This window comes from Marinobacter sp. ST-43 (assembly GCF_030541085.1).
GTDB classification, from domain to species: domain Bacteria; phylum Pseudomonadota; class Gammaproteobacteria; order Pseudomonadales; family Oleiphilaceae; genus Marinobacter; species Marinobacter nauticus.
Map to the genome: position 1 here is coordinate 59,392 of NZ_JASSVO010000015.1, position 20,582 is coordinate 79,973.

Annotated in this window: 17 protein-coding genes; 3 read left to right on the forward strand and 14 right to left on the reverse strand. The window is 58.3% G+C overall.

The window, feature by feature from the left end; translation table 11 throughout:
- Nucleotides 1-16: 16 nt before the first annotated feature.
- Nucleotides 17-943 carry a histone deacetylase family protein gene (locus QPL98_RS15460; protein WP_226595777.1) on the reverse strand — a complete coding sequence of 309 codons (927 nt, stop codon included), beginning with the start codon at nt 941-943 and terminating at the stop codon, nt 17-19.
- A 203-nt stretch (nt 944-1,146) separates the two neighbouring features.
- On the opposite strand from QPL98_RS15460, the gene QPL98_RS15465 reads away from it, so the two are divergent.
- Entirely contained in the window at nt 1,147-3,894 is a 2,748-nt protein-coding gene (locus tag QPL98_RS15465; protein ID WP_014421963.1) for a GNAT family N-acetyltransferase, read from the forward strand.
- Nucleotides 3,895-3,907: 13 nt separating this feature from the next.
- On the opposite strand, the gene rdgC is transcribed toward QPL98_RS15465, so the two are convergent.
- The 8 genes from rdgC to QPL98_RS15505 all read right to left on the reverse strand — a co-directional run bounded on the left by rdgC (nt 3,908) and on the right by QPL98_RS15505 (nt 9,748).
- Nucleotides 3,908-4,834 carry a recombination-associated protein RdgC gene (gene rdgC, locus QPL98_RS15470; protein ID WP_113880543.1) on the reverse strand — a complete coding sequence of 309 codons (927 nt, stop codon included), beginning with the start codon at nt 4,832-4,834 and terminating at the stop codon, nt 3,908-3,910.
- A 99-nt stretch (nt 4,835-4,933) separates the two neighbouring features.
- On the reverse strand, nt 4,934-5,134 hold the full coding sequence (locus QPL98_RS15475) for a DUF2788 domain-containing protein (protein WP_011785959.1): 201 nt from the start codon (nt 5,132-5,134) through the stop codon (nt 4,934-4,936).
- Between the two features lie 60 nt (nt 5,135-5,194).
- Nucleotides 5,195-5,965, reverse strand: coding sequence for a peroxide stress protein YaaA (gene yaaA, locus QPL98_RS15480; RefSeq protein WP_278800909.1), 771 nt, complete (start codon nt 5,963-5,965; stop codon nt 5,195-5,197).
- Between the two features lie 12 nt (nt 5,966-5,977).
- Nucleotides 5,978-6,211: a glutaredoxin family protein gene (locus tag QPL98_RS15485; protein ID WP_022992896.1), complete on the reverse strand. Its 234-nt coding sequence runs from the start codon at nt 6,209-6,211 to the stop codon at nt 5,978-5,980.
- A complete protein-coding gene (locus QPL98_RS15490) occupies nt 6,211-6,963 on the reverse strand; it encodes a YciK family oxidoreductase (RefSeq protein WP_022992897.1) in 753 nt (250 codons plus the stop codon). The genes QPL98_RS15485 and QPL98_RS15490 overlap by 1 nt, the downstream gene beginning before the upstream one ends.
- Before the next feature lie 63 nt (nt 6,964-7,026).
- Nucleotides 7,027-7,692 carry a phosphoglycolate phosphatase gene (gene gph, locus QPL98_RS15495; protein ID WP_181861303.1) on the reverse strand — a complete coding sequence of 222 codons (666 nt, stop codon included), beginning with the start codon at nt 7,690-7,692 and terminating at the stop codon, nt 7,027-7,029.
- Complete coding sequence (gene ubiG, locus QPL98_RS15500; protein ID WP_023011025.1) at nt 7,682-8,398, reverse strand: bifunctional 2-polyprenyl-6-hydroxyphenol methylase/3-demethylubiquinol 3-O-methyltransferase UbiG; 717 nt, start codon at nt 8,396-8,398, stop codon at nt 7,682-7,684. Before ubiG ends, gph begins: the two co-directional genes overlap by 11 nt.
- Before the next feature lie 21 nt (nt 8,399-8,419).
- Nucleotides 8,420-9,748 (reverse strand): TRZ/ATZ family hydrolase, encoded by a 1,329-nt coding sequence (locus QPL98_RS15505; protein ID WP_303293576.1) that lies wholly within the window; start codon nt 9,746-9,748, stop codon nt 8,420-8,422.
- Between the two features lie 245 nt (nt 9,749-9,993).
- Between QPL98_RS15505 and mtnA the strand changes: the two genes are divergently transcribed.
- Nucleotides 9,994-11,007 carry an S-methyl-5-thioribose-1-phosphate isomerase gene (gene mtnA, locus QPL98_RS15510; RefSeq protein ID WP_303293578.1) on the forward strand — a complete coding sequence of 338 codons (1,014 nt, stop codon included), beginning with the start codon at nt 9,994-9,996 and terminating at the stop codon, nt 11,005-11,007.
- Here mtnA and QPL98_RS15515 read toward each other — a convergent pair.
- The 4 genes from QPL98_RS15515 to QPL98_RS15530 all read right to left on the reverse strand — a co-directional run bounded on the left by QPL98_RS15515 (nt 11,000) and on the right by QPL98_RS15530 (nt 17,582).
- Nucleotides 11,000-11,782, reverse strand: a complete 783-nt coding sequence (locus QPL98_RS15515) for a helix-turn-helix transcriptional regulator (protein WP_014421954.1) — start codon at nt 11,780-11,782, stop codon at nt 11,000-11,002. The genes mtnA and QPL98_RS15515 overlap by 8 nt on opposite strands.
- Nucleotides 11,783-11,785: 3 nt before the next feature.
- Nucleotides 11,786-13,951 carry a carboxy terminal-processing peptidase gene (locus tag QPL98_RS15520; protein ID WP_121208655.1) on the reverse strand — a complete coding sequence of 722 codons (2,166 nt, stop codon included), beginning with the start codon at nt 13,949-13,951 and terminating at the stop codon, nt 11,786-11,788.
- Nucleotides 13,952-14,194: 243 nt separating this feature from the next.
- On the reverse strand, nt 14,195-16,345 hold the full coding sequence (locus QPL98_RS15525; RefSeq protein WP_011785949.1) for a 3-hydroxyacyl-CoA dehydrogenase NAD-binding domain-containing protein: 2,151 nt from the start codon (nt 16,343-16,345) through the stop codon (nt 14,195-14,197).
- A gap of 28 nt (nt 16,346-16,373) precedes the next feature.
- The gene (locus tag QPL98_RS15530) at nt 16,374-17,582 is read right to left on the reverse strand and encodes an acetyl-CoA C-acetyltransferase (protein ID WP_011785948.1); all 1,209 of its coding nucleotides are present in this window, start codon (nt 17,580-17,582) and stop codon (nt 16,374-16,376) included.
- A gap of 186 nt (nt 17,583-17,768) precedes the next feature.
- Here QPL98_RS15530 and QPL98_RS15535 point away from each other — a divergent pair, with 186 nt between their 5' ends.
- A complete protein-coding gene (locus QPL98_RS15535; protein WP_011785947.1) occupies nt 17,769-18,032 on the forward strand; it encodes a late competence development ComFB family protein in 264 nt (87 codons plus the stop codon).
- 4 nt (nt 18,033-18,036) lie between these two features.
- On the opposite strand, the gene QPL98_RS15540 is transcribed toward QPL98_RS15535, so the two are convergent.
- Complete coding sequence (locus QPL98_RS15540) at nt 18,037-20,484, reverse strand: DUF349 domain-containing protein (RefSeq protein WP_011785946.1); 2,448 nt, start codon at nt 20,482-20,484, stop codon at nt 18,037-18,039.
- Nucleotides 20,485-20,582: the final 98 nt, after the last annotated feature.

Consider the following 20,582-nt stretch of genomic DNA (forward strand, 5'->3'; position numbering starts at 1 on the left):
CACGCCATCCCGAGTTTCAATATACTGCGTTCAGGACTTCCAGGTGCGCGGCCACACCCTCCGCCAGGGCTTTCAGGTGATACCCACCTTCCAGCGTGGAGATGATGCGGTCGTTGGAGTGGTCATGGGCGACACTCACCAGCATTTCCGTTAACCATCGATAATCCTCGGTTTCCAGATTCAGCTCCGCCATGGGGTCCAGCCGATGCCCGTCAAAGCCTGCCGAGATCAACACCAGTTGCGGACGAAAATCCTGCAGTTTCTTGAGCCAGGCGGCTTCAACCGTCTTGCGGTACTCAGCCGCTGAGCAGTCGGCTGCAATCGGCGCATTGACAATATTGTCGGCCTGCCGGTGCACGTGGGAATGCGGATAAAACGGATGCTGAAAGCTGGAACACATCAGTATGCGTTCATCACCACTGACAATATCTACCGTGCCGTTACCCTGATGCACATCGAAATCGACAATGGCCACCCGCTCAAGGTGGTGGAAGGTGAGCGCCCGCATCGCCGCCAGGGCGATATTGTTATAGAAACAGAACCCCATCGACTTGGCACGTTCGGCGTGGTGTCCCGGTGGCCGGGCGCAGACAAAAGCGTTGGTTACCTGGCTGCTCATCACCATATCGACAGCCTGCACATTGCCCCCCGCGGCCAGCTTCGCTGCTCTCAGGGTGTCCGGCATCATCGCGGTGTCCGGGTCGGTGAACACCCGGCCCCGGGTTGGCTGCATCAGGTCCAACTGGTGCAGATAGCTTTCCGGATGCACGGTCAGCAGTTGGTCCCGGGTAATTTCTTCCGGACGAACCCAGTCCAGTTCCTGTTGCAGGTTGGTGTCTGCGAGGTAGGCGAGAATGCTTGAAAGGCGCTCAGGGCTCTCCGGGTGCTCCGGGCCCATGTTGTGTTTCATGCAGTCGTCGTGGGAAAAAAATGCCGTGGTCATGGGTAATGCCTGAACCTGAATATGCTTATTATCGCTTTCATGTTATCAGGGATAACCGAAGCCTGTCGTATTTCTTTGGTCTAATAACCCGTTAGTCGATTTACATCATGAATTCGCCACCTAAGATAAGGTATACACTGATAAGCAAGTCGTTTTATTGAAGTCTGTACATTCCTGTCGCGCACACCACTGGGAGAGCCGCGTTGAGTACCCGCTATCTGGAAAGCCTGTTCAATCCTGAATCCATTGCCGTTATTGGCGCCTCTGAGCGCGCTGACAACCTCGGGGGTATGGTGTTGCGGAACCTGCTGGGCGGCGGCTATCCGGGTCGGCTCGTGGTGGTCAACCAGAGCGACTACGAGAACGTGCACGGGGTGCCCTGTGTGCGCAAAGTCTCCAAACTGGATTTCAGTCCGGACCTGGCGATCATCTGTACCCCGCCGGACACGGTGCCGAAAATGATCCGCAAGCTGGGTGAATGTGGCGTGCGTACCGCCATTGTAATGACCGGCGGTATGTCACGGACCCACAGTAAAACCGGTCAGCCTTTGATGTATTCGGTGCGGGATGCCGCCCGGGAAACCGGCATCCGGGTGCTTGGACCCAATACCATCGGTTTGATGGTACCGGCGCGGCATCTGAACGCCACCTATGCCCATATGGGGGCCATTCCCGGCCGGGTGGCCTTCGTGGGGCAGTCTGGCACCATTGCCAGTTCGGTGCTGGACTGGGCCTTTGCCAGGGGGGTGGGCTTCTCCTACTTCCTGACCCTGGGCGATGGCATGGACATCGATCACGACGACCTGATCGACTATCTGGCCCAGGACACCCAGACCCGGGCGATTCTTCTGCACATTGAAAACATCCCCAATCCCAGGCGTTTCATGTCAGCGGTGCGGGTGGCCTCCCGAACCAAACCCGTGATTGCAGTGAAATCCGGACGGGTACCCGAATCCGAGTGGTTTACCCATGCCTTGCCCGCTGGTATCAAACGCAGCGACCCGGTCTACGATGCCATGCTTCAACGCGCCGGTGTGTTGAGGGTGGACGGGCTTGGCCAGATGTTTGATGCCCTGGAAACCCTGACCCGGATGCGCCCGCTGCGTCGGGAATCCCTGGCCATCATGGCCAACGGCGTGGGCCCCGGCGTATTGGCGGTGGATCGGCTGGCAGATCTCGGTGGTGAACTGGCGGAGCTGTCGGAAGATACCGTCAGGGAGCTGGGGGAGCTGTTGCCGCCGTACTGGACCCGCAAGAACCCCATCGACCTGAACTATGACGCCACGCCCGAGCTCTATGGCAAGGCCATCAAGATTCTGGCGAAGGACCCGAACGTGGCCAACGTGCTGGTGATGTACGCGCCAACACTGATCGAAGACAGCTTGCAGATCGCCGATTCTGTGGTGCAGGCGTCCAAGGGCACCCGCCTCAACATCTTTACCTGTTGGCTGGGGCAAAGCACGGTGATGGATTCCCGGGAAGAATTTTACCGGGCCGGGCTGCCATCGTTCTTTAACCCGGAAAAAGCGGTGATGGCGTTCATGCAGCATGTCCGGCATCAGCGCATCCAGCGGCTGCTGACCGAGACGCCCGAATCGTTTACCGATCACTTCGCCGACCGGGCCAACACCCGCAAACTGGTCGCCAGGGCCTTGCGGGATGGCCGGCGGCATCTGTCCAACCGGGAAGCCCGGCGGGTGATTTGCGATTACGGCATCAATACCATTGAAACCGTCTACTGTGATGACGTGGAAGAGGTGCTGGAGGTTTTCGCAGTCGAGCGCCGCCCCATTGATGTAACTGTTATCCACGAAGATGTGTGTTATCCGTTCCTGGATCTGAGCCCGACCCAGCGCCGCTATAAGGGCACGGTCAAAAAGCTCAACAGCGAACAGGTGATCATCGACAGCTGCCGCTTCCTGATGGACGAATATCGGGAGCATTTCCCGAAAAGCGGCTTCCTGGGTTTTGCCGTCCAGCGTTCCTACCAGCATGTTGGCGGCATCGAGTTCAGTGTGGGGATCACTCGTGATGAGGTGTTCGGGCCGCTGGTGGTTTGCGGGGCAGCCGGTGCCCAGATCAATATCATGACCGATCGCCAGATTGCCTTGCCACCCCTGAACATGGTGCTGGCCCGCGAGTTGCTGCGGCGTACTTACATGTACAAACTGCTGAAAGAACACAGCCTGAAGCCGGAAGAGGATATCCGGGCAGTGTCCGAAACCCTGGTGACGCTGTCACAGATTGTGATCGATATACCGGAGATCAAGGGCCTGGAAATCTCGCCATTGCTATTCAATGAGCAGGGCGCCGTTGCTGTAAACATCGCCATTGACCTGGATGAACATCCGATCAAGCCCATTATCCAGCCCTACCCGCGAGAGCTGGAGGAGTGGCTGGTATTGCCCAAATCCGGTCGCCGCGTGATTATTCGCCCGGTGCTGGCGGAGGATGAGCCTGCCCACCGGCTGTTTCACGAGCATCAGTCTCCGGAATCCATCCGTTACCGATTCTTCCAGTACCGCAAGCATTTTTCCCGGGAAGACGTGGCCCAGATGGTGCAAATCGACTATGACCGGGAAATGGTGTTCATCGCCAATGCGCCCCGTGAAGATGGTGAAGGCGAAGAGACCCTGGGTACGGTGCGTACCTGGACCGATGCCGACAATCTGCGTTGCGAGTTCGCCGTCATGGTAGATGACCGGATGAAAGGCGAAGGCCTGGGCGTGGCCCTTATGCAGAAGATGATTGATTATTGCCGTGCCCGGGGCACCATGGAAATGATCGGCAATGTGTTGCCGGACAACCGGCCGATGTTACAGCTGGCCGAGCATCTGGGGTTCGAAATCAAATACAACCCGGAGGAAGAAGTGATGGATCTGCGGCTGGTACTGAACGAGCCGCAGAAAGACTGGCAGAAGGAACGGCTGGGCAAAGGGGGGCATCTGTAGCCCCCCGGTTTCTTTACTCCTCGACGATGGCGGAGCGATCTTCTCCGCCCAGGGCTTCCAGCAGCCCGGGAATCAGCCGTGACAGCTCCAGAGTCATGATGGTGAAGGCTGCATCGAACTTGGCCAGGGCGTCGTCGACATCGACGTCGTCCAGCTGCTCTTGCAGGGTTTCACCGAATTTCAGCCGGCGTATGCCCAGTTCTTCATCCAGCACGAACGAGACATTGTCGTCCCAGGTCAGGGCCAGCTTGGTCACCTGCATGCCAGCTTCCAGGTGGTTGCGGATCTCGTCGGCTTTGAGATCGAGGCCTTTACAGCGCACCACGCCGCCATCTTCTGACGGGTCTTTCAGTTCGCATTCGCTGCCCAGAGTAATGTTGGCAGGGTGATCAATGCTTTCGTTCAGCCAGCCGGTGAAGGTGAAGGCGGGGGATTGCTCAACCGCCGGCGGGCGCACAGGCAGTGATCCAAGGCTCTTGCGCAGTGTGGAGGCCAGATCTTCGGCCTGTTTCGCAGAGCCGGCATCAACCACCAGCACGCCGTCCTTGGGGGCCAGATAAGCAAAGCAACGGCGGTTGCGGGAAAATGCCTGTGGCAGCATTTCCAGCATCACCTGTTCTTTCAGTTCGTCTTTTTCCTTCCGGCGAACCTTTCGGCCCTGCTCCAGCTCAATGGCTTCGGCACGCTCTTCCACAGCCTCTTTCACCACCGGCCCGGGCAGGATCTTCTCTTCTTTTCTCAGGGCAATCAGGTGATAACCGTTGGCGCTGTGCACCAGTTGGTCGCCGTGTTTACCCAGGGGCGGAACCCAGCCCTGGCGGTTGGTTTCCTGAGGGCCGCAGGGTTTGAACGCGTCCGCCTGGAGTTTCTCTTCCAGCGCTTCTGCGGAAATATCGAAAGGTTTGGTGAAACGGAAAACACGGGCATTACGAAACCACATGGGTCTGAATCCTTGCGTCAGGTCGGAGCTTGTCGAATCGAAAAAGGGGGAGGGATGATACGGCTACCAGGCGGTAGCCGTAAAGTGACGGCAGGCCGGTCAGATCTGCATAACCTCCACCAGCACGGTTTTCACGATAAAACCGACAACGCCGGCGCCAAGCACGGTAAACAGCGCGATAGTGCCAAATTTGCCGGCCTGGGATTTCTTGGCCAGATCCCAAACGATGAAGCCCATCCAGGCAATAAGGCCGGTCAGAAACACCAGCATGGCGATCTGGGAAAATACTGCTTCGTTCATTGCTACTCCGATATCAACAGATGTCTGAAGGTGTTAAACACAGGCCGGTAAACCGCCTGACTACTGCTCATCCCGCAGGAAAACCCAGTTGTTGTTATCGGATTGGTCTTCGCTGAAATAGTACCCATCCAGGTTGAAGCCTTTGAGATCATCAGCCTGGGTGATTCGATTCTGGATGGCGTAACGGCACATCAGCCCACGGGCCTTCTTGGCGTAAAAGCTGATCATCTTGTACTGGCCGTTTTTCCAGTCCTTGAACTGGGGCGTAACCAGCCGGGCATCCAGGTGTTTCTTCTGCACGCTCTTGAAGTATTCATTGGAGGCCAGATTCACCAGTACCTTGTCGTCACTGGCCAGGAGCTGGTTAAGGGCATCGGTAATCTTGCTGCCCCAGAACGCGTACAGGTCTTTGCCCCGGGTATTTTCAAACCGGGTGCCCATTTCCAGTCGGTAGGGCTGCATCAGGTCCAGCGGTTTCAGCAGTCCGTAGAGGCCGGAGAGGATCCGCAGGTGTTTCTGGGCAAAACTGAAATCCCCACTACTGAAACTTTCGGCATCCAGACCGGTATAGACGTCGCCCTTGAACGCCAGAACGGCCTGCCGGGCATTATCCGGCGTAAACGGTGTGTGCCAGGTCTGGAAGCGCTCGGCGTTCAGTTGCCCGAGTTTGTCGCTGATGCTCATCAGGTTGCTGACCTGATGCGGTTCCAGCTCCTTGAGCTGGTCAATCAGTTCACAGGCATCGTCCAGGAAATCCGGTTGGGTATGGGTTTCCGTTGCCAGGGGGCTCTCATAATCCAGAGTCTTGGCAGGGGAGATGATCATCAGCATGTCAGAGGATCCTCATTGCAGAAACGTGAGTAACTGGTCCCTGGTGAACGGCCAGTCCAGCTCCGCCCCGGTGTCGTTGCGGCGCAGCACCGGGATGCGGGTGCCGTAGCGCTCCACCAGGGCTTCGGACTGGGCGATGTCCACCACATCCACCGGAATGGGCTCGGGCATCGGGGTGCTGACCAGCAGCGCCTCTGCCAGTTCGCACAAATGGCACTGGGCTGTGGTGTAAAAAAGCAGTTCCATTATTTTTTCGGCTGCGCGTCAATTTGCTGGCCATTAACGCCTTTGCTGTCCCGGCCCATCAGATAGAGGTAAACGGGCATGAGCTGCTCCGGGTCCGGGTTTTTCTTCGGATCTTCCGCCGGGTAGGCCAGCACCCGCATGCCTGTGCGAGTCGCGCCCGGGTTCAGGCTGTTTACCCGGATATTGTGGCGCTCGTCGTCCAGTTCGTCGGCGAGTAACTGGGCCAGGCCCTCAACGGCAAACTTGGAGACGGCGTAGGCGCCCCAGTATGCCCGTGCCTGCCGGCCAACGCCGGACGAGGTGAAGATCATGGAGGCGTCATCGGATTTGCGCAGCAGCGGAATCATCGCCCGGCTCAGCAGGAATGGCGCTGTGGCGTTCACGTGCATGACCTTGTTCCAGGTTTCCGGATCGTACAGCTCAACCGGGCTGCGAGCACCCAGAATCCCGGCATTGTGCAGGAGACCGTCCAGGCGCCCGAAATTGTCTTCCAGGGTCATGGCCAGTTCTTCATAATCCTTGACCGCCGCCCCTTCAAAGTTCATAGGCACGATCGCGGGTTTGGGGTGGCCGGCGGCTTCAATCTCGTCGTAGACTTCCTCCAGCCGCGAGACTGTGCGCCCAACCAGGATGACGGTGGCGCCATGGGCAGCATAGGCTTTGGCGGCAGCGCGTCCGATACCACTGCCGGCACCGGTTACCATGACAATGCGGTCTTTCAGAAGATCGGCGGGTGCCTGGTAATCTTGCATAACCTGTCTCCGTAAATCAGGCCAGACCAGGCCTTGGCCGGGTCGGTCGAAAATAATTGGGCGCTATTGTAACAGCTTTGTGAGGTCGCTGACGGTATCGGCAATCCGGTCGGCTTGCCACAGGTCAACCGTCTCAGGTTGCTCTATGTAGCCGTAACGCACCGCGATGGTGTGCATTCCGGCGTTCCGGCCGGCTTCAATGTCCCGTTCATGATCACCGACATAAACAGATTTTATCGGTTCCACCTGAATCTGACGGCAGGCCAGTAGCAGTGACTCCGGGTGCGGCTTGCGTTCAGCCACATGGTCCGGGCAAATCAGGGCGGCACAGCGTTGCGCCAGGCCCAGGGCTTCGATCAGGGGCACCGCGAAGCGTGCGGGCTTGTTAGTGACAATCCCCCAGGGAATGCCCCGGCTCTCAAGGCTGCTCAGCAACACGTCCATGCCCGGGAACAGGCTGGTTTCAACGGCCACACCGGTTTCATAGAGATCGAGAAAGGCAGTGTGCTTTTCAGGATAACCCTCGTGTTCGGGTTCCAGCCCGAATCCCACCCGAATCATCGCCCGGGCGCCATTGGAAACCGAGCGCCGGATCTGTTCTGCGGGCAGTGCCGGCATGCCGTGTTGCTGTCGGAGCTGGTTCAGGCAGCGGATGAAATCCGGGGCGGTGTCAATCAGGGTGCCGTCCAGATCGAAGAGCACCGCCGCCGGTGTCTGTTCAGTCTTCACGGATATCCCGGGCATGCATCAGGTAATTGACGTCGACATCCCGCCCAAGCTTGTACACCTTGGTGATAGGGTTGTAGGTCATGCCGGTGAGCTCGCGGACTTCCAGCCCGGCATGGCGAAGATGGTCAGACATCTCCGATGGGCGGATAAACTTCTTCCACTCATGGGTGCCCTTGGGCAATAAGTTCAGAACGTATTCGGCACCGACGATGGCAAAGAGGAACGACTTGGGGTTGCGATTGATGGTCGACACGAACAGGTGGCCGCCGGGTTTCAGCATACTGGCGCAGGCTCGAATAACCGATGCCGGGTCGGGTACATGTTCGAGCATTTCCAGGCAGGTAACCACGTCATACTGGCCGGCATGTTCAGTATCCCGCGCGAGTTCCTCAATGGTGGTCTGGCGATAGTCCACCTTCACGCCGGATTCCAGGCCATGGAGCTTGGCCACCGATAATGGCGCCTCGCCCATGTCGATACCGGTAACATGGGCGCCCCGAAGTGCCATGCCTTCGGATAGCAGACCGCCGCCGCAGCCAACGTCCAGAGCCCGTTTGCCGGCCAGCGAGACGCGCTCGTCGATGTAATTCAGTCGCAACGGGTTGATGTCGTGCAGTGGCTTGAACTCGCTGGTGGGGTCCCACCAGCGGCTGGCGAGCGCCTCGAATTTGGCAATCTCGTTCTGGTCTACGTTGTGGTTGTTCATGTTCGGGGTTACTCCGGATAATCAGCTGAGAATCTGTTTGCGCCATTCGTTCACCCGCAGAACCAGATCTGGTACGTCGATGCGGGTTAGTCTGCCATCCTGTAATTGTGGTACGCCATGAATCCAGCTGTGGCTTACTGCCCGGCCGTGGTTGCTGTAGACCAGGTGCGAAGCGGGATCGTAGACAGGCTGCAGATAGGGGTCGCTCAAGTCGACGGCGATCAGATCTGCCAGTTTGCCCGCCACCAGGGAGCCGATGTCATGATCCCGCCCCAGGGCACGGGCACCACTGAGGGTCGCCATCTCCAGCGCTTTGTGAGCCGACAGGGCAGCCGCATCGTTGGCCACAGCCTTGGCTACCATTGCGGCGGTTTTCAGCTCGCCAAACAGATCCAGATCGTTGTTGCTGGCGGCCCCATCGGTACCGATGGTGACATTGATATCGTGATCCAGCAGTTTCTGTACCGGACAGAACCCGCTCGCCAGTTTCAGGTTGGACTCCGGGCAATGGACAACATGGGCGCCGGTCTTTTTCAGATGAGTCAGGTCGGATTCGTCGATCTGGGTCATGTGTACACACTGCGTATTGGCTCGGAGAACACCCAGGTCTGCCATACGCGCCAGTGGTCGCTGCCCGCTGGCTTTTACCGCTTCCCCTACTTCAAAGGCGGTTTCGTGCAAATGCAGTTGAATGGCAGCACCGGTTTGCTCCGCTAATTCCACGGCGGCGCCCAGAGGACCGTCGGAAACGGTGTAAGGGGCGTGGGGCCCAATGGCTGGCATGATGTAGTCATCCCGCTGCCATTGTTCAATTAGGTCCGCACCTTTGCGCAGGTATTCTTCTGGCCCTGACCCCCATACCGTTGGCATATCCATCAGAGGAAAGCAGATCTGTGCACGCATGCCGGTGTCGTGGGCTGCCTGGGCAGTCACTTCCGGGAAGAAGTACATATCCGAAAACGTGGTGGTGCCGGTGCGGAGCATCTCTGCCATGGCCAGGCGCGTGCCATCTGCCACGAACTGCTCGCTGACAAACTTGCCCTCTGCTGGCCAGATATGATCATTCAGCCAGGTCATTAATGGCAGGTCGTCAGCCAGGCCCCGGAACAGGGACATGGCGGTGTGGCCGTGCAGGTTGATCAGCCCGGGCAGGACAACATGATTGTTCAGGTCGAGGGTTTCCCGGGTGCGATAACTCTGGTCTGCCTCAGCCTGTGGCACGATCGCCAGTATCCGGCTGCCTTGAAGGATCACGGCCTGGTGTTCAAGGATAACCCCGAAGGGTTCGACGGGAATCAGCCAGCGGGCGTTGATTCGGGTATCGGCTGCGGTGATGGTTTCTGCCGTCATTAACCTGCCTTGCGGGTTCGGGGCACCGGAGGCGCCTTGAAATTCAATGGGCAAGTATAACCAGCGCGGTCAGGCAGAACTACCCCGGTGGTGGCCGCTGTACTGCGATTTGCCAGACATTCATCAAGCCTCTTCAAATCAGGGCAGTCAATCTGGTTTGATAGGGCTATACTCGCTGTTTTTCTTTGGTTCGGGAGTTGTTTATGGCAGGTCGATCTTCCAATCGTTCCATCGGGACGGTGGCAATGCGCTGGCACGGGGACAGGCTGGAATTGCTGGATCAACGCCTGCTCCCGGCAGAGGAGCACTGGATTGTTGCGGATGGTGCCTCGGCGGTGGCCCAGTGCATAACGGATATGGTGGTGCGTGGGGCACCGGCCATCGGCATCAGTGCTGCGTACGGGGTGGCCCTGGCAGCCCGCCACGCAGGCGGAGGCGATTGGCAGGCCGAGATCAAACAGGCTATTCGAGTGTTGGCGAAATCCCGGCCTACGGCGGTGAACCTGTTCTGGGCGCTGGAGCGCATGGAAAAGGTGTTCCACGCCTGTCATTCTCTGGACGAAGCCACTGATCTGCTGGCGGCAGAGGCTGTCCGTCTGCATGAGGATGACCTGGCGGCCAACCTGGCCATGGCGGATTATGCGCTGGAGGTGATGAATCCCGACAAGCCTGTCGCAGTGCTGACCCACTGCAACACCGGTGCACTTGCCACCGGAGGATACGGTACCGCGTTGGGGGTGATTCGCCGTTTGCACGAGGAAAAACTGTTGAAGAGGGTCTATGCCGACGAAACCCGGCCCTGGCTTCAGGGCAGCCGGTTAACCGCCTGGGAGCTGACCCGTGACCATATTCCCGTTACGCTCAATGCCGATGGCGCGGCAGCGGCCATTATGGCTTCCGGCAAGGTTAAATGGATTGTTGTGGGTGCCGACCGGATAACTGCCAACGGTGATGTGGCGAACAAGATTGGTACCTATAACCTGGCGGTCCTGGCTCGGCACCACAAGATCGGGTTTATGGTGGTGGCTCCCTCCAGCACCGTGGATATGTCGCTGGAGTCCGGCAAGGATATTCCGATCGAAGAGCGGGAGGGCACCGAGGTTCGTGAAATCCGCGGGATTCCCCTGGCGCCCGCCGGCGTTCAGGTCTTCAATCCGGTGTTCGACGTGACACCTGCCAGCCTGATTGATGCCATCGTGACCGAGAAGGGCGCAGTGCGTAACCCCAACATCACCGGAATGCGGGCGCTGTTTACCTGATATTCCGTTTTGCCCCGGAGCTGGTTGCCGGCTTGTCCGGCGCTGGCTCGGCGGTCTTCATGCCAGCTTTCAGTTCTGCCACTTCCTTTTCCTGCTGTTCTATAAAATGCAGCGACATTTCAAAGCTCTGGCGGGTAAATTCCAGCACTTTGCGGAAGCCTTCATCCGACAGGTTTCTGGCATCGTCGTGCCGGCGGAAGATGTTGATGAATTCCCGTTCCCGCTCGAACTGGAGCGGAATCCGGCCTATGCCCCAATCGTTGAGTATCTGCCACACCTCGGGATTATAGTTGCGGGTGGTGCGCATGATAAACGGGATCGGATCGTTGCGGGCCACCAGGGCGGCGAGTCTCAGGATCAGCTCGAAGGAGAGGGTGGAGGTGCCATTTTCAATGGCTTCCAGCAAAGACTTGTCTTTGAGGTTCAGGGCTTCACTCATTTCCGAGAGCGTCAGGCCCGCAACTTCCCGTATGTCTTTCAGCGACTGGCCGGCTGTCAGCATGGCCCGCAACTGATCCTGAGAGTTAATCAGGGCCCGACCGACCCGCAGGGAGGTGTCGGTTGCCCGGGCGCCCAGGCGAAGTGCCGAACCCGTCAGCCCGGCTATTCGTTCCAGCATACCGTCTGGGGTTTTATCTTTCGGGCCAGAGGATTCCAGGCCCTCAGCTTCGTCCATGGAATACATGGCGTGCAGGGCGTCCAGTAGCATGTCCCGGAACACCCGGGCACGCTGTTGGGTACTCTGACCGCTTTCCCCGGACGGCTGTCCAGCCATGATTTATGGTGCCTCAGTCTTGGCCGCAAACTGGGTGGGCATCAGAATGGACGCCATACGTTGATCCAGCTCCAGCAGGTCGGCCATGATGTGTCCGCCTTCCTGGATGACGAAATCCAGCTCTTCGTCGGTGTTGTCCAGATCTGCCGCCTGTTGATCCTGCCAGTCTTCCAGAGCTTCCAGGTCTTCAAAAGGTTCTTCGCCCTTCAGTTCCCTGCGGGCATTGGCGATGGTCAGGCGGGTCTGCTCGATCTGGTTGTGCTGGTTCTTGCGCTCGTCCACGTTAAGGCTGACGTAATCCATCTGCCGCTGGCGGTTAAGGAACTCAATTTCCTTCTGCAGCAGCTTGAACTCCGGGTTGGTGGCGAACCGCTCTTCGTGGCGATTCCGCAGTTCGTCAATCACGCCGGTAAAGTCGAAATAGCGGGCATGGGGAACGGCCTCAATCTGGTCCCACGGCAGGGCGTGGTCCAGAGCGTCCTCACCAATTCGGGTTTTATCGATGCGCGACGGGATTTCGATGTCTGGAATCACCCCTTTGTGCTGGGTGGAACCGCCGGAAACCCGGTAAAACTTGGACTGGGTGATTTTCAATTGACCGTGGTTCAGTGGCCGAACGGCCTGAACCGTGCCTTTGCCGAAGGTTTGGGAGCCAACCACCAGGCCTCGACCATAATCCTGGATAGCGCCCGCGAAAATTTCAGAGGCGGAGGCACTCATCCGGTTGACCAGCACCACCAGAGGGCCGTCGTAGACCACGGACGGATCCTCGTCTTCCAGTACCTGAACATCGTTGTTGGCGTTACGGATCTGGACCGTGGGGCCTTCGTCGATAAACAGGCCAACCAGGTCGTTGGCTTCGTGCAGTGCGCCACCGCCGTTATTACGAAGATCCATGACCACGCCATCCACGCCGCTGGCCTTGAGTTCCTCAATCAGTTTACGCACGTCGCGGGTGGTGCTTTTGTAATTTGGATCGCCAGCCTGCATGGCCTGGAAATCGGCGTAGAAGGTGGGGATATTGATGACTCCGATACGATAGGTCTCGCCGTTTCGGTCCAGTTCAATCACGTCTTTGCTGGCGCTTTGCTCCTCCAGCTTCACCTCGTCGCGCTTGATGGCGATGGTGCGCGTGATGGTCTCGTCGCTGGCGTTGGCCGGGATTACTTCCAGGGTTACGGTGGAATTACGGGGGCCGCGGATCAGATCCACCACCTCGTCCAGGCGCCAGCCGATCACGTTTACAGGCTTTTCATCACCCTGGGCAACCGAGACGATGCGGTCGGCTGGCTGCAGCTGACCTTGCTTGGAGGCCGGGCCACCGGGTACCAGACGCACTACCTTGGTGTACTCGTTATCGGATTGCAGTACCGCGCCGATGCCCTCCAGCGAGAGACTCATGTTGATATTGAAGTTCTCAGAGGTTCGGGGCGAAAAGTAGGACGTGTGAGGGTCCCACATACCGGTAAAGGCATTCATGTAAGCCTGGAATGCATCTTCGCTGCGGGCCTGGTACGCGCGTTTGAGTTGCCCTTCATAGCGGCGGCGCAGCGTTTCTTCGATCGCTTCATCGTCTGCGCCGTTCAGTCTCTGGGCCAGAACCGCGTTTTTAATACGCTTCGTCCAGAGCTCGTCCAGAGCGGCCTGGTTTGCCTCCCAGGGCGCCTCGGAACGGTCGACGCGAATCCTGTCATCGGCAGCGAAGTCCAGTTGCTCGATACCGTTATCAATGAGCCCCAGGGCGAACTTCAGGCGTTCGATAACCCGCTGTTGAACCAGGTTGTAAATATCAAAGCCCGGCTGGAGTTGGCCGGTTTTGAGCGCTGACCCCAGGTGTTTCTTGACCCGGGAGAGGGCGTCAATGTCTTCCTGGGTCAGGTAGATTCTCTGGCTGTCCAGGTAATTCAGGTAGGCATCGAAAACATCGCCGGACAGTTCGTCGCTGATGCCGAGATTGCGGAAATGAGTGAACTGCAGCTGCCGGGCAATCAGAATATTGGCGCGGGCCTGGTCAATAGTGGGCGCAACCGGCTCATACCTGGCGGAGTCATCAATCTTTGCGTAGGCGCCGGAGACAAGGAGGCCCAGGGCCAGAGCCGTGACCGCGCCTGCTTTCCGGGTGAGGGAAGTCAGGGAAGGGCGCTGCATGGAGTTTTCCGCAATGGTCATAAATGCATACCTGAAGCTGCTGGGAATCGCCACCAATGAAATTGGGGTGAATACCCGTGACTGTTCAATTTATTGTAGGCAACCGCTACACCTGTTGCCATAGGCCAGGGGTATAGCTTCGTGACAATATGTCCATATACGTTTCAGCCTGAGGCTAACTATGGGGGCGTGTGACCGGAAGTAAACTGTCGGGAGTGTGAGGGTAGAGGTGGCCGGAGGGTTTGGGCCCTCCGGCCGGCAGGGTCAGCTAAAGGTTTCGTTGCGTTCGGCTTTCTGAAGCAACAGCGATGGCGGCGTGAATCGCTCACCGTACTGGTCTGCCAGCTGCTGCGCCCGCTCCGCAAAGGCCCGAACGCCATACTGGTTGACGAACTGGATGGCACCGCCGGTCCAGGGCGCGTAGCCAATACCGAAGATGCTGCCAATGTTGGCGTCTTCTACGGTTCTCAGCACTCCCTCCTCAAGACAGCGGATGGTCTCGATGGCCTGCATGAACAGGATGCGATCTTTCAGATCCTGCAGCTTCACACGGCGTGCCTTGTCCTGGTCCACGAACAGGTTTTCCAGTTCCGGCCACAGGTATTTTTTGCCCTTTTCCGGATACTCGTAGAAACCGGCACCGGCGGCTTTGCCCTTGCGTCCGTGGGTATCCACCATGGCATCGATGACGGCTTCGGCCGGATGCGGCTGCCAGGTACCGCCGGCGGCTTCCGTGTCTTTCTTGCTTTGGGCGCGGATGTGCTGCATCAGGGTCATGCTGACTTCGTCAGAGATGGCCAGCGGTCCTACCGGCATGCCGGCCAGCAGTCCGGCATTCTCGATACTTGAGGGGTGAATGCCCTCGGCCAGCATGCTGATACCTTCGTTCACGAAGGTGCCAAATACCCGAGAGGTAAAGAAGCCGCGGCTGTCGTTCACTACAATGGGAATCTTGCCTATCTGCTGCACGTAATCGAACGCCCGGGCCAGGGTGTCATCGGAGGTTTTCTCGCCGACGATGATTTCCACCAGTTGCATCTTGTCCACCGGGGAGAAGAAGTGCAGGCCGATAAAGTTGTCCGGCTTGGCCGAGGCCTGGGCCAACTGGGTGATGGGGATGGTTGAGGTGTTGGAGGCAAAGATGCCGTTAGCGACCATTTTCGGCTCGGATTCCCGGGTAACCTTTGCCTTCAGATCGCTGTCTTCAAAGACTGCCTCGATGATCAGGTCGCAACCTTCCAGGTCGTCGGCAGAGGCGGTGGCGTTGATGCGGGCCAACACTTCGTCTTTCTGGGCTTCGGTCATGCGGCCGCGACTGACTTTCTTCGCCAGGAGATTTTCGGAATAGCGTTTGCCTTTCTCGGCGTTTTCAACCGAGACATCCTTCAGCACCACCTCAATGCCGCGGCTGGCAGTGGAGTAGGCGATACCGGCGCCCATCATGCCTGCACCCAGTACCCCGACTTTCTTGAAGCTTTCCTTTTCTACGCCATCCGGGCGACTGCCGCCGGCCTTGATGGCGTTGAGCTGGAACCAGAAGGTGCCCGTCATGTTCTTGGCCACCTGGCCGGTGGCCAGCTCGGCAAAGTAACGGGTTTCAATCAGGCTGCCATTGTCGAAATCCACCTGGGCGCCTTCCACCGCTGCTGCCAGAATCCGTTCCGGTGCCGGATAGCAGCCTTTGGTCTTCTGTTTGAGCATGGCCGGTGCAATAGCCAGTTTCTGGGCCATGGCCGGATGATGCGGAGCTCCGCCGGGGAAGCGGAAGCCTTTCTGATCCCAGGGTTGCTGGCACTTGGGATTGGCTTCGATGAAGGCCCGGGCCTTGGCGATCATGTCTTCCGGTGAGCTGGCCAGCTCATCCACGATACCGGCCTTCAGAGCGGCTTTTGGATTTACCTTCTTACCCTCCATCAGGAACGGGAAGGCGGCTTCCAGGCCAATCATCCGGGGCAGTCGCTGGGTGCCGCCACCGCCGGGCAGCAGGCCCAGGGTGACTTCCGGCAAGCCCAGTTGGGTCCGGTCATCATCAATGGCAACGCGATGATGGCAGGCCAGGGCGAGTTCCAGGCCACCACCCAGAGCGGTGCCGTTGATGGCAGCCACCACAGGTTTGCCACAGGTTTCCAGCGTACGCATATCGGCCTTCAGGCCGTTGACCATGTCTTCAAACTCTTTGGCCTGTTCGCGGGTCACTGTGTACAGCTCATTCAGGTCGCCGCCGGCAAAGAAGCTTTTCTTGGCGGAGGCAATGATAATGCCTTTGACATTATCCAGGTCGCTTTTGACCTTGTTGACGGTTTCGGTTAGTGCAGTTCGAAACTCGCCGTTCATGGTGTTCGCAGACTGGCCCGGCATGTCGATGGTCAGGGTCAGAATCTGGTCTGAACCCAGGTCGTATTGGATGGCACTCATGGTCGGTTCCTTTTTTTGAAAGTGGTGTTCAGACGCGCTCGATGATGGTGGCAATGCCCATGCCACCGCCCACACACAAGGTGGCCAGGCCGTAGCGCAGTTCACGGCGTTCCAGTTCATCCAGCAGGGTGCCGAGGATGATGGCGCCAGTAGCACCCAGCGGGTGGCCCATGGCGATGGCGCCGCCGTTTACATTCACTTTCTCGTCCGGAACGGACAGTTCTTTCTGGAAGCGCATCACCACCGAGGCGAAGGCTTCGTTCACTTCAAACAGGTCGATCTGGTCCACCGTCATACCGGCTTTCTCCAGTGCCTTGCGGGCAGCCGGGGCAGGGCCGGTGAGCATAATGGTGGGGTCTGTGCTGGTAACCGCAGTGGCAACGATGCGGGCGCGTGGCTTCAGGCCGAGTTCCTTGCCCTTGGCTTCGCTGCCAATCAGCATGGCGGTGGCACCGTCGACAATGCCGGAAGAGTTGCCGGCGTGGTGCACGTGGTTGATCTTCTCCACGTAGTGGTATTTTTCCCGGGCGACGCCGTCAAAGCCCATCTCGCCCATCATCTGGAACGAGGGCTTGAGGCCTGCCAGGGATTCGACGGTCGTGTTGCCGCGCACGTGCTCGTCCCGGTCCAGGATGACAACGCCGTTCTGGTCGGTAACTGGCACGATGGATTTGGCGAAGTACCCCTTTTCCCAGGCATTGGCGGCTTTTTGCTGGGATTTCACCGCAAAGCCGTCGACATCTTCACGACTGAAGCCTTCCAGGGTCGCGATCAGGTCTGCGCCAATGCCCTGGGGCATGAAGCCGGTGTGCAGGTTGGTTTCCGGATCGGTGGCCCAGGCGCCTCCATCGGAACCCATGGGTACGCGAGACATCGCCTCGACACCACCGGCAACCACCATGTCTTCCCACCCGGAGCGCACTTTCATGGCGGCCAGGTTCACGGCTTCCAGGCCGGAGGCGCAGAAGCGGTTCAGGGTTACTCCGGCGACTTTCTCATCCCAGTCAGCGGCCAGTGCCGCCGTCTTGGCGATATCCGCGCCCTGGTCACCCACGGCGGTGACGCAGCCCATGACGACATCATCTACCTGAGAAGTGTCGAGCCGGTTACGCTCTTCCAGAGCCTTGAGCACGGTAGTGAGCAGCGTGATCGGCTTAACGCTGTGCAGTGAGCCATCTTTCTTGCCGCGGCCGCGGGGGGTGCGAACGGCATCGAAAATGTACGCCTCGGTGGTCATATCTGTTCCTCTGATTGTTATCCGGGCTTGATTTCAAAGAGTGATAACCATAGCGGTTCAGTGTAGCCCCCGGTAATGACAGCCGCTGCCAATCCCATTGGCAAAATTGCTCAGGGACAATGACACAAACGCTTGTGACTTCTATCTTGAATAAGGATTGATCCTATAAAGCAGGCAGGTGTAACCATGTCTCTGAGAGATGCTATCGATAATTTCTACGAAAGGCTGGTGCTGGATGCGATCGATGCAACCCGGGAGGAGTCGGACACAGCGGATTATCTGACCGACGTGATGTGTGTGGCTCTGAATCGTTTGCCGGGCAGGTACTATCGGCACACCATCGATATGATGTTCTACCTTGCCGACGAGGAATTAAAGGAAATGAAGGAAAAATCCCTGGCTGCGGTCAGGCAAGCCAGGGATTTTGTACGACAGCACCAGAGAGAATGATGCTTTAGTGCTGCAGGCGGCTTTCCAAAGCCTGAACCAGTCGACCAGCGTGTTCTGCGCTCTGTTCGTTCATCTCCGGGTGCAGGCACCAGAGTGCGATCAGCCTTTCCAGTTCCTGCTCAGGTGAGGTTTGATCGCCACCACCCAGACCTTCGGCCAGACGCTGAACCTGGATTTCCATACGCCGTCCCTGGTCTGAGTCCGGAGTCTCCTGGCCGGCAACGATCTCCGCCCTGATCACCAGGTCTCTACCTGTAAGAGAGGTCGCGCCGTTAACCAGATTCTGCCAGTTTGAAGGAACCTGTTCCGGGGCAAGGGCGCCACTCACACGCTCTTTGATCAGTGTCTTCCAGTTATCGAGTCTGGCTTTCAGCTTTTTGCGCTGCCCCAGCTCTGTCAGATGCTGACGAAGGTCTTGTACTTCGCCCCTAACCGGTCGTGAGAGCGGCATATCGGCTAACGGCTTGAGCTCGGTCTTGGCTTCATTGATCAACGCTTCGTCAGCCTCTGTTCCGAGATCGCGGTACTTGGCAACCACTGCGCGAGCGTCGGCGTCAGCCTTCTCAGTCGCTTGTTGCTGTGCAGACCGCTGGGCATCGCGTCGCTCGAAGATCTGGTCGCAGGCTTGGCGGAACGCCTGCCAGAGCTTGCGATCTTCGCGGTGCCGGGTGATGCCGATACGCTTCCATTCCGATTGCAGGGCTTTGGCCTGATCCATGGCCTCCTGAAGAGGTTCATGGTCAATCAACGCCTGAGCCCGCTCGACAATCGCCTGTTTGGCGGCCTCGTTCTTCTGTCGCTCCTCGTCCAGGGGCCGCTCCAGGTTCTTCAGCAGGTCGTCAAACCGCTTCTGTACCTGCCGGTTATCCCGGAAGTCTACCGGCCAGGCCGCTTTCCATTCCTGACGGGCGGTCTGATGAATCCGTTCGGCACCTTTCCAGTCAATACTGGTCCAGTCTGCCTGCGCGAGGAATCGTTCGAGTTCCTCGCAGATGGCTTCCCGTTTGTGCAGGTTGGCCTGTTTGAGATCGGCTTTTGCCTCGAAGTAGGCTTTGCAGGGCTCATAGGCCTGATCGGACGCTGCTTTGAAACGATTCCAGAGGGTTCGGTCGGACGAGCCACCAAGTTCTCGCCATTCGTTCTGCAGTTCTTTTATTCGCTCTGCCTTGGCCTCCGGCTCCATCGGTTGTTCCGCCAGATATTCCATCTGTTCGCACAGAGAGACCTGTTTGGGCTCGGTGGCGAATCCCTGCCAATCGCTCAGTTCCCGGAACTGGCCGGCAAGTAACTGCATCTTCGCCTGGACGTTCTTGCGGTGACGATCATCAAGCGCCTGAAACTGGTTCTGGGCTGTTTTCAGGAGCTGGCGGGATTCCCGGAACTGCTTTGCTTCCAGCGCGGCTTCCAGTTTGGGCAGGGTGGTATTAAGGGCGGCCACGTTTGCCTGCTGCTGTTCCCGGGTTCCGTCTGACGCAGGCTGTGTGCGTGGCTTACCGGCCAGGGCCCGCAGATCGGCCAGGGCCTGGGGTAGCGGGAATTCCTGAGGCCAGGCCACTTCCTGCAACAGGGCTTTTGCGGCAGCCTGAGCGCTGTCGGTGTCGTTGCTTTCCAGTTCGCTGATTTGCGGCCGCGCCAGGTTCAGGCGCCGCACCGCGCCAAGATAGTTGCGTAGGGCCAGCATGGCTTGCTCGTATTGCTTCTGCTCCTGTTTTTCCACCTGGGTGTCCCGCGTGGCTTCCAGCCATCGGTTTTCCTGGGTTTTCTGCAACGCATCGAGGGCAGATTCCGAGGGAAGTCCAGAGGGCACTGCGGCTTTAAGCTGGTTCAGGGTTTGCTGCAGCAGTTCCAGTGTTTCCTGCCGTTGCTGCTTCTGATCGAGGTGCCGCTGCTCTTCCTGGCGCGTCTCATCCAGTTGCTTCTGGCGTTCACGAATCTGGTGGACCGCTTGCAGGAATTGCTGGGTCTGCTCTGCGCTGGCCTTGTTTTCAACGCTCTGCCAGTGGTCCTGGAGGGCGTTCAACCGGGCTTCGTAGAGTTTGGTGTCTTCGCTTCGGGCCTGGTCCTGTGCCTGGCCAACCAGCTCGGTGATTCGATGCTGGGTGGCCGCTTCGCTGGCTTGCTGTTCCTTCAGAATCTGAAGTGACTGTTTGACAGTCTGGTAAACACTTTTATCGCGGCCTTTTGCCTGTTTCAGCACCGCCTGCAGGTGTTCTTCCTGGTTAAGCTGACTCGCCGCCTGCAGTCGAATGGCGGAAGTCACACCTTCTATGGCCAGCGCTGCGAGTGCCGATGGTTCAGGGCTGGCGCCAAGCTGGCGTTCCTGCTGCTGGCGTAACTGCTGTCGGTTGTCTTCTTCGGTTGGCTGGTTGCTTTGTGGTTTTTCGGATGCCTTCTGGCTTTCGAGTGAGACGGTTTTGCGGTTCTTGAACAATTTCTGAATGAATGCAGCCATAAACGGTATCCTTGGGATTGCAACCAGTTTGCGGTGGCGGCAGAGTATCTCCGCCTTCCGGCCCGATCAGGTGTCTGTTTCGGGTAGTGTGTTTGCGG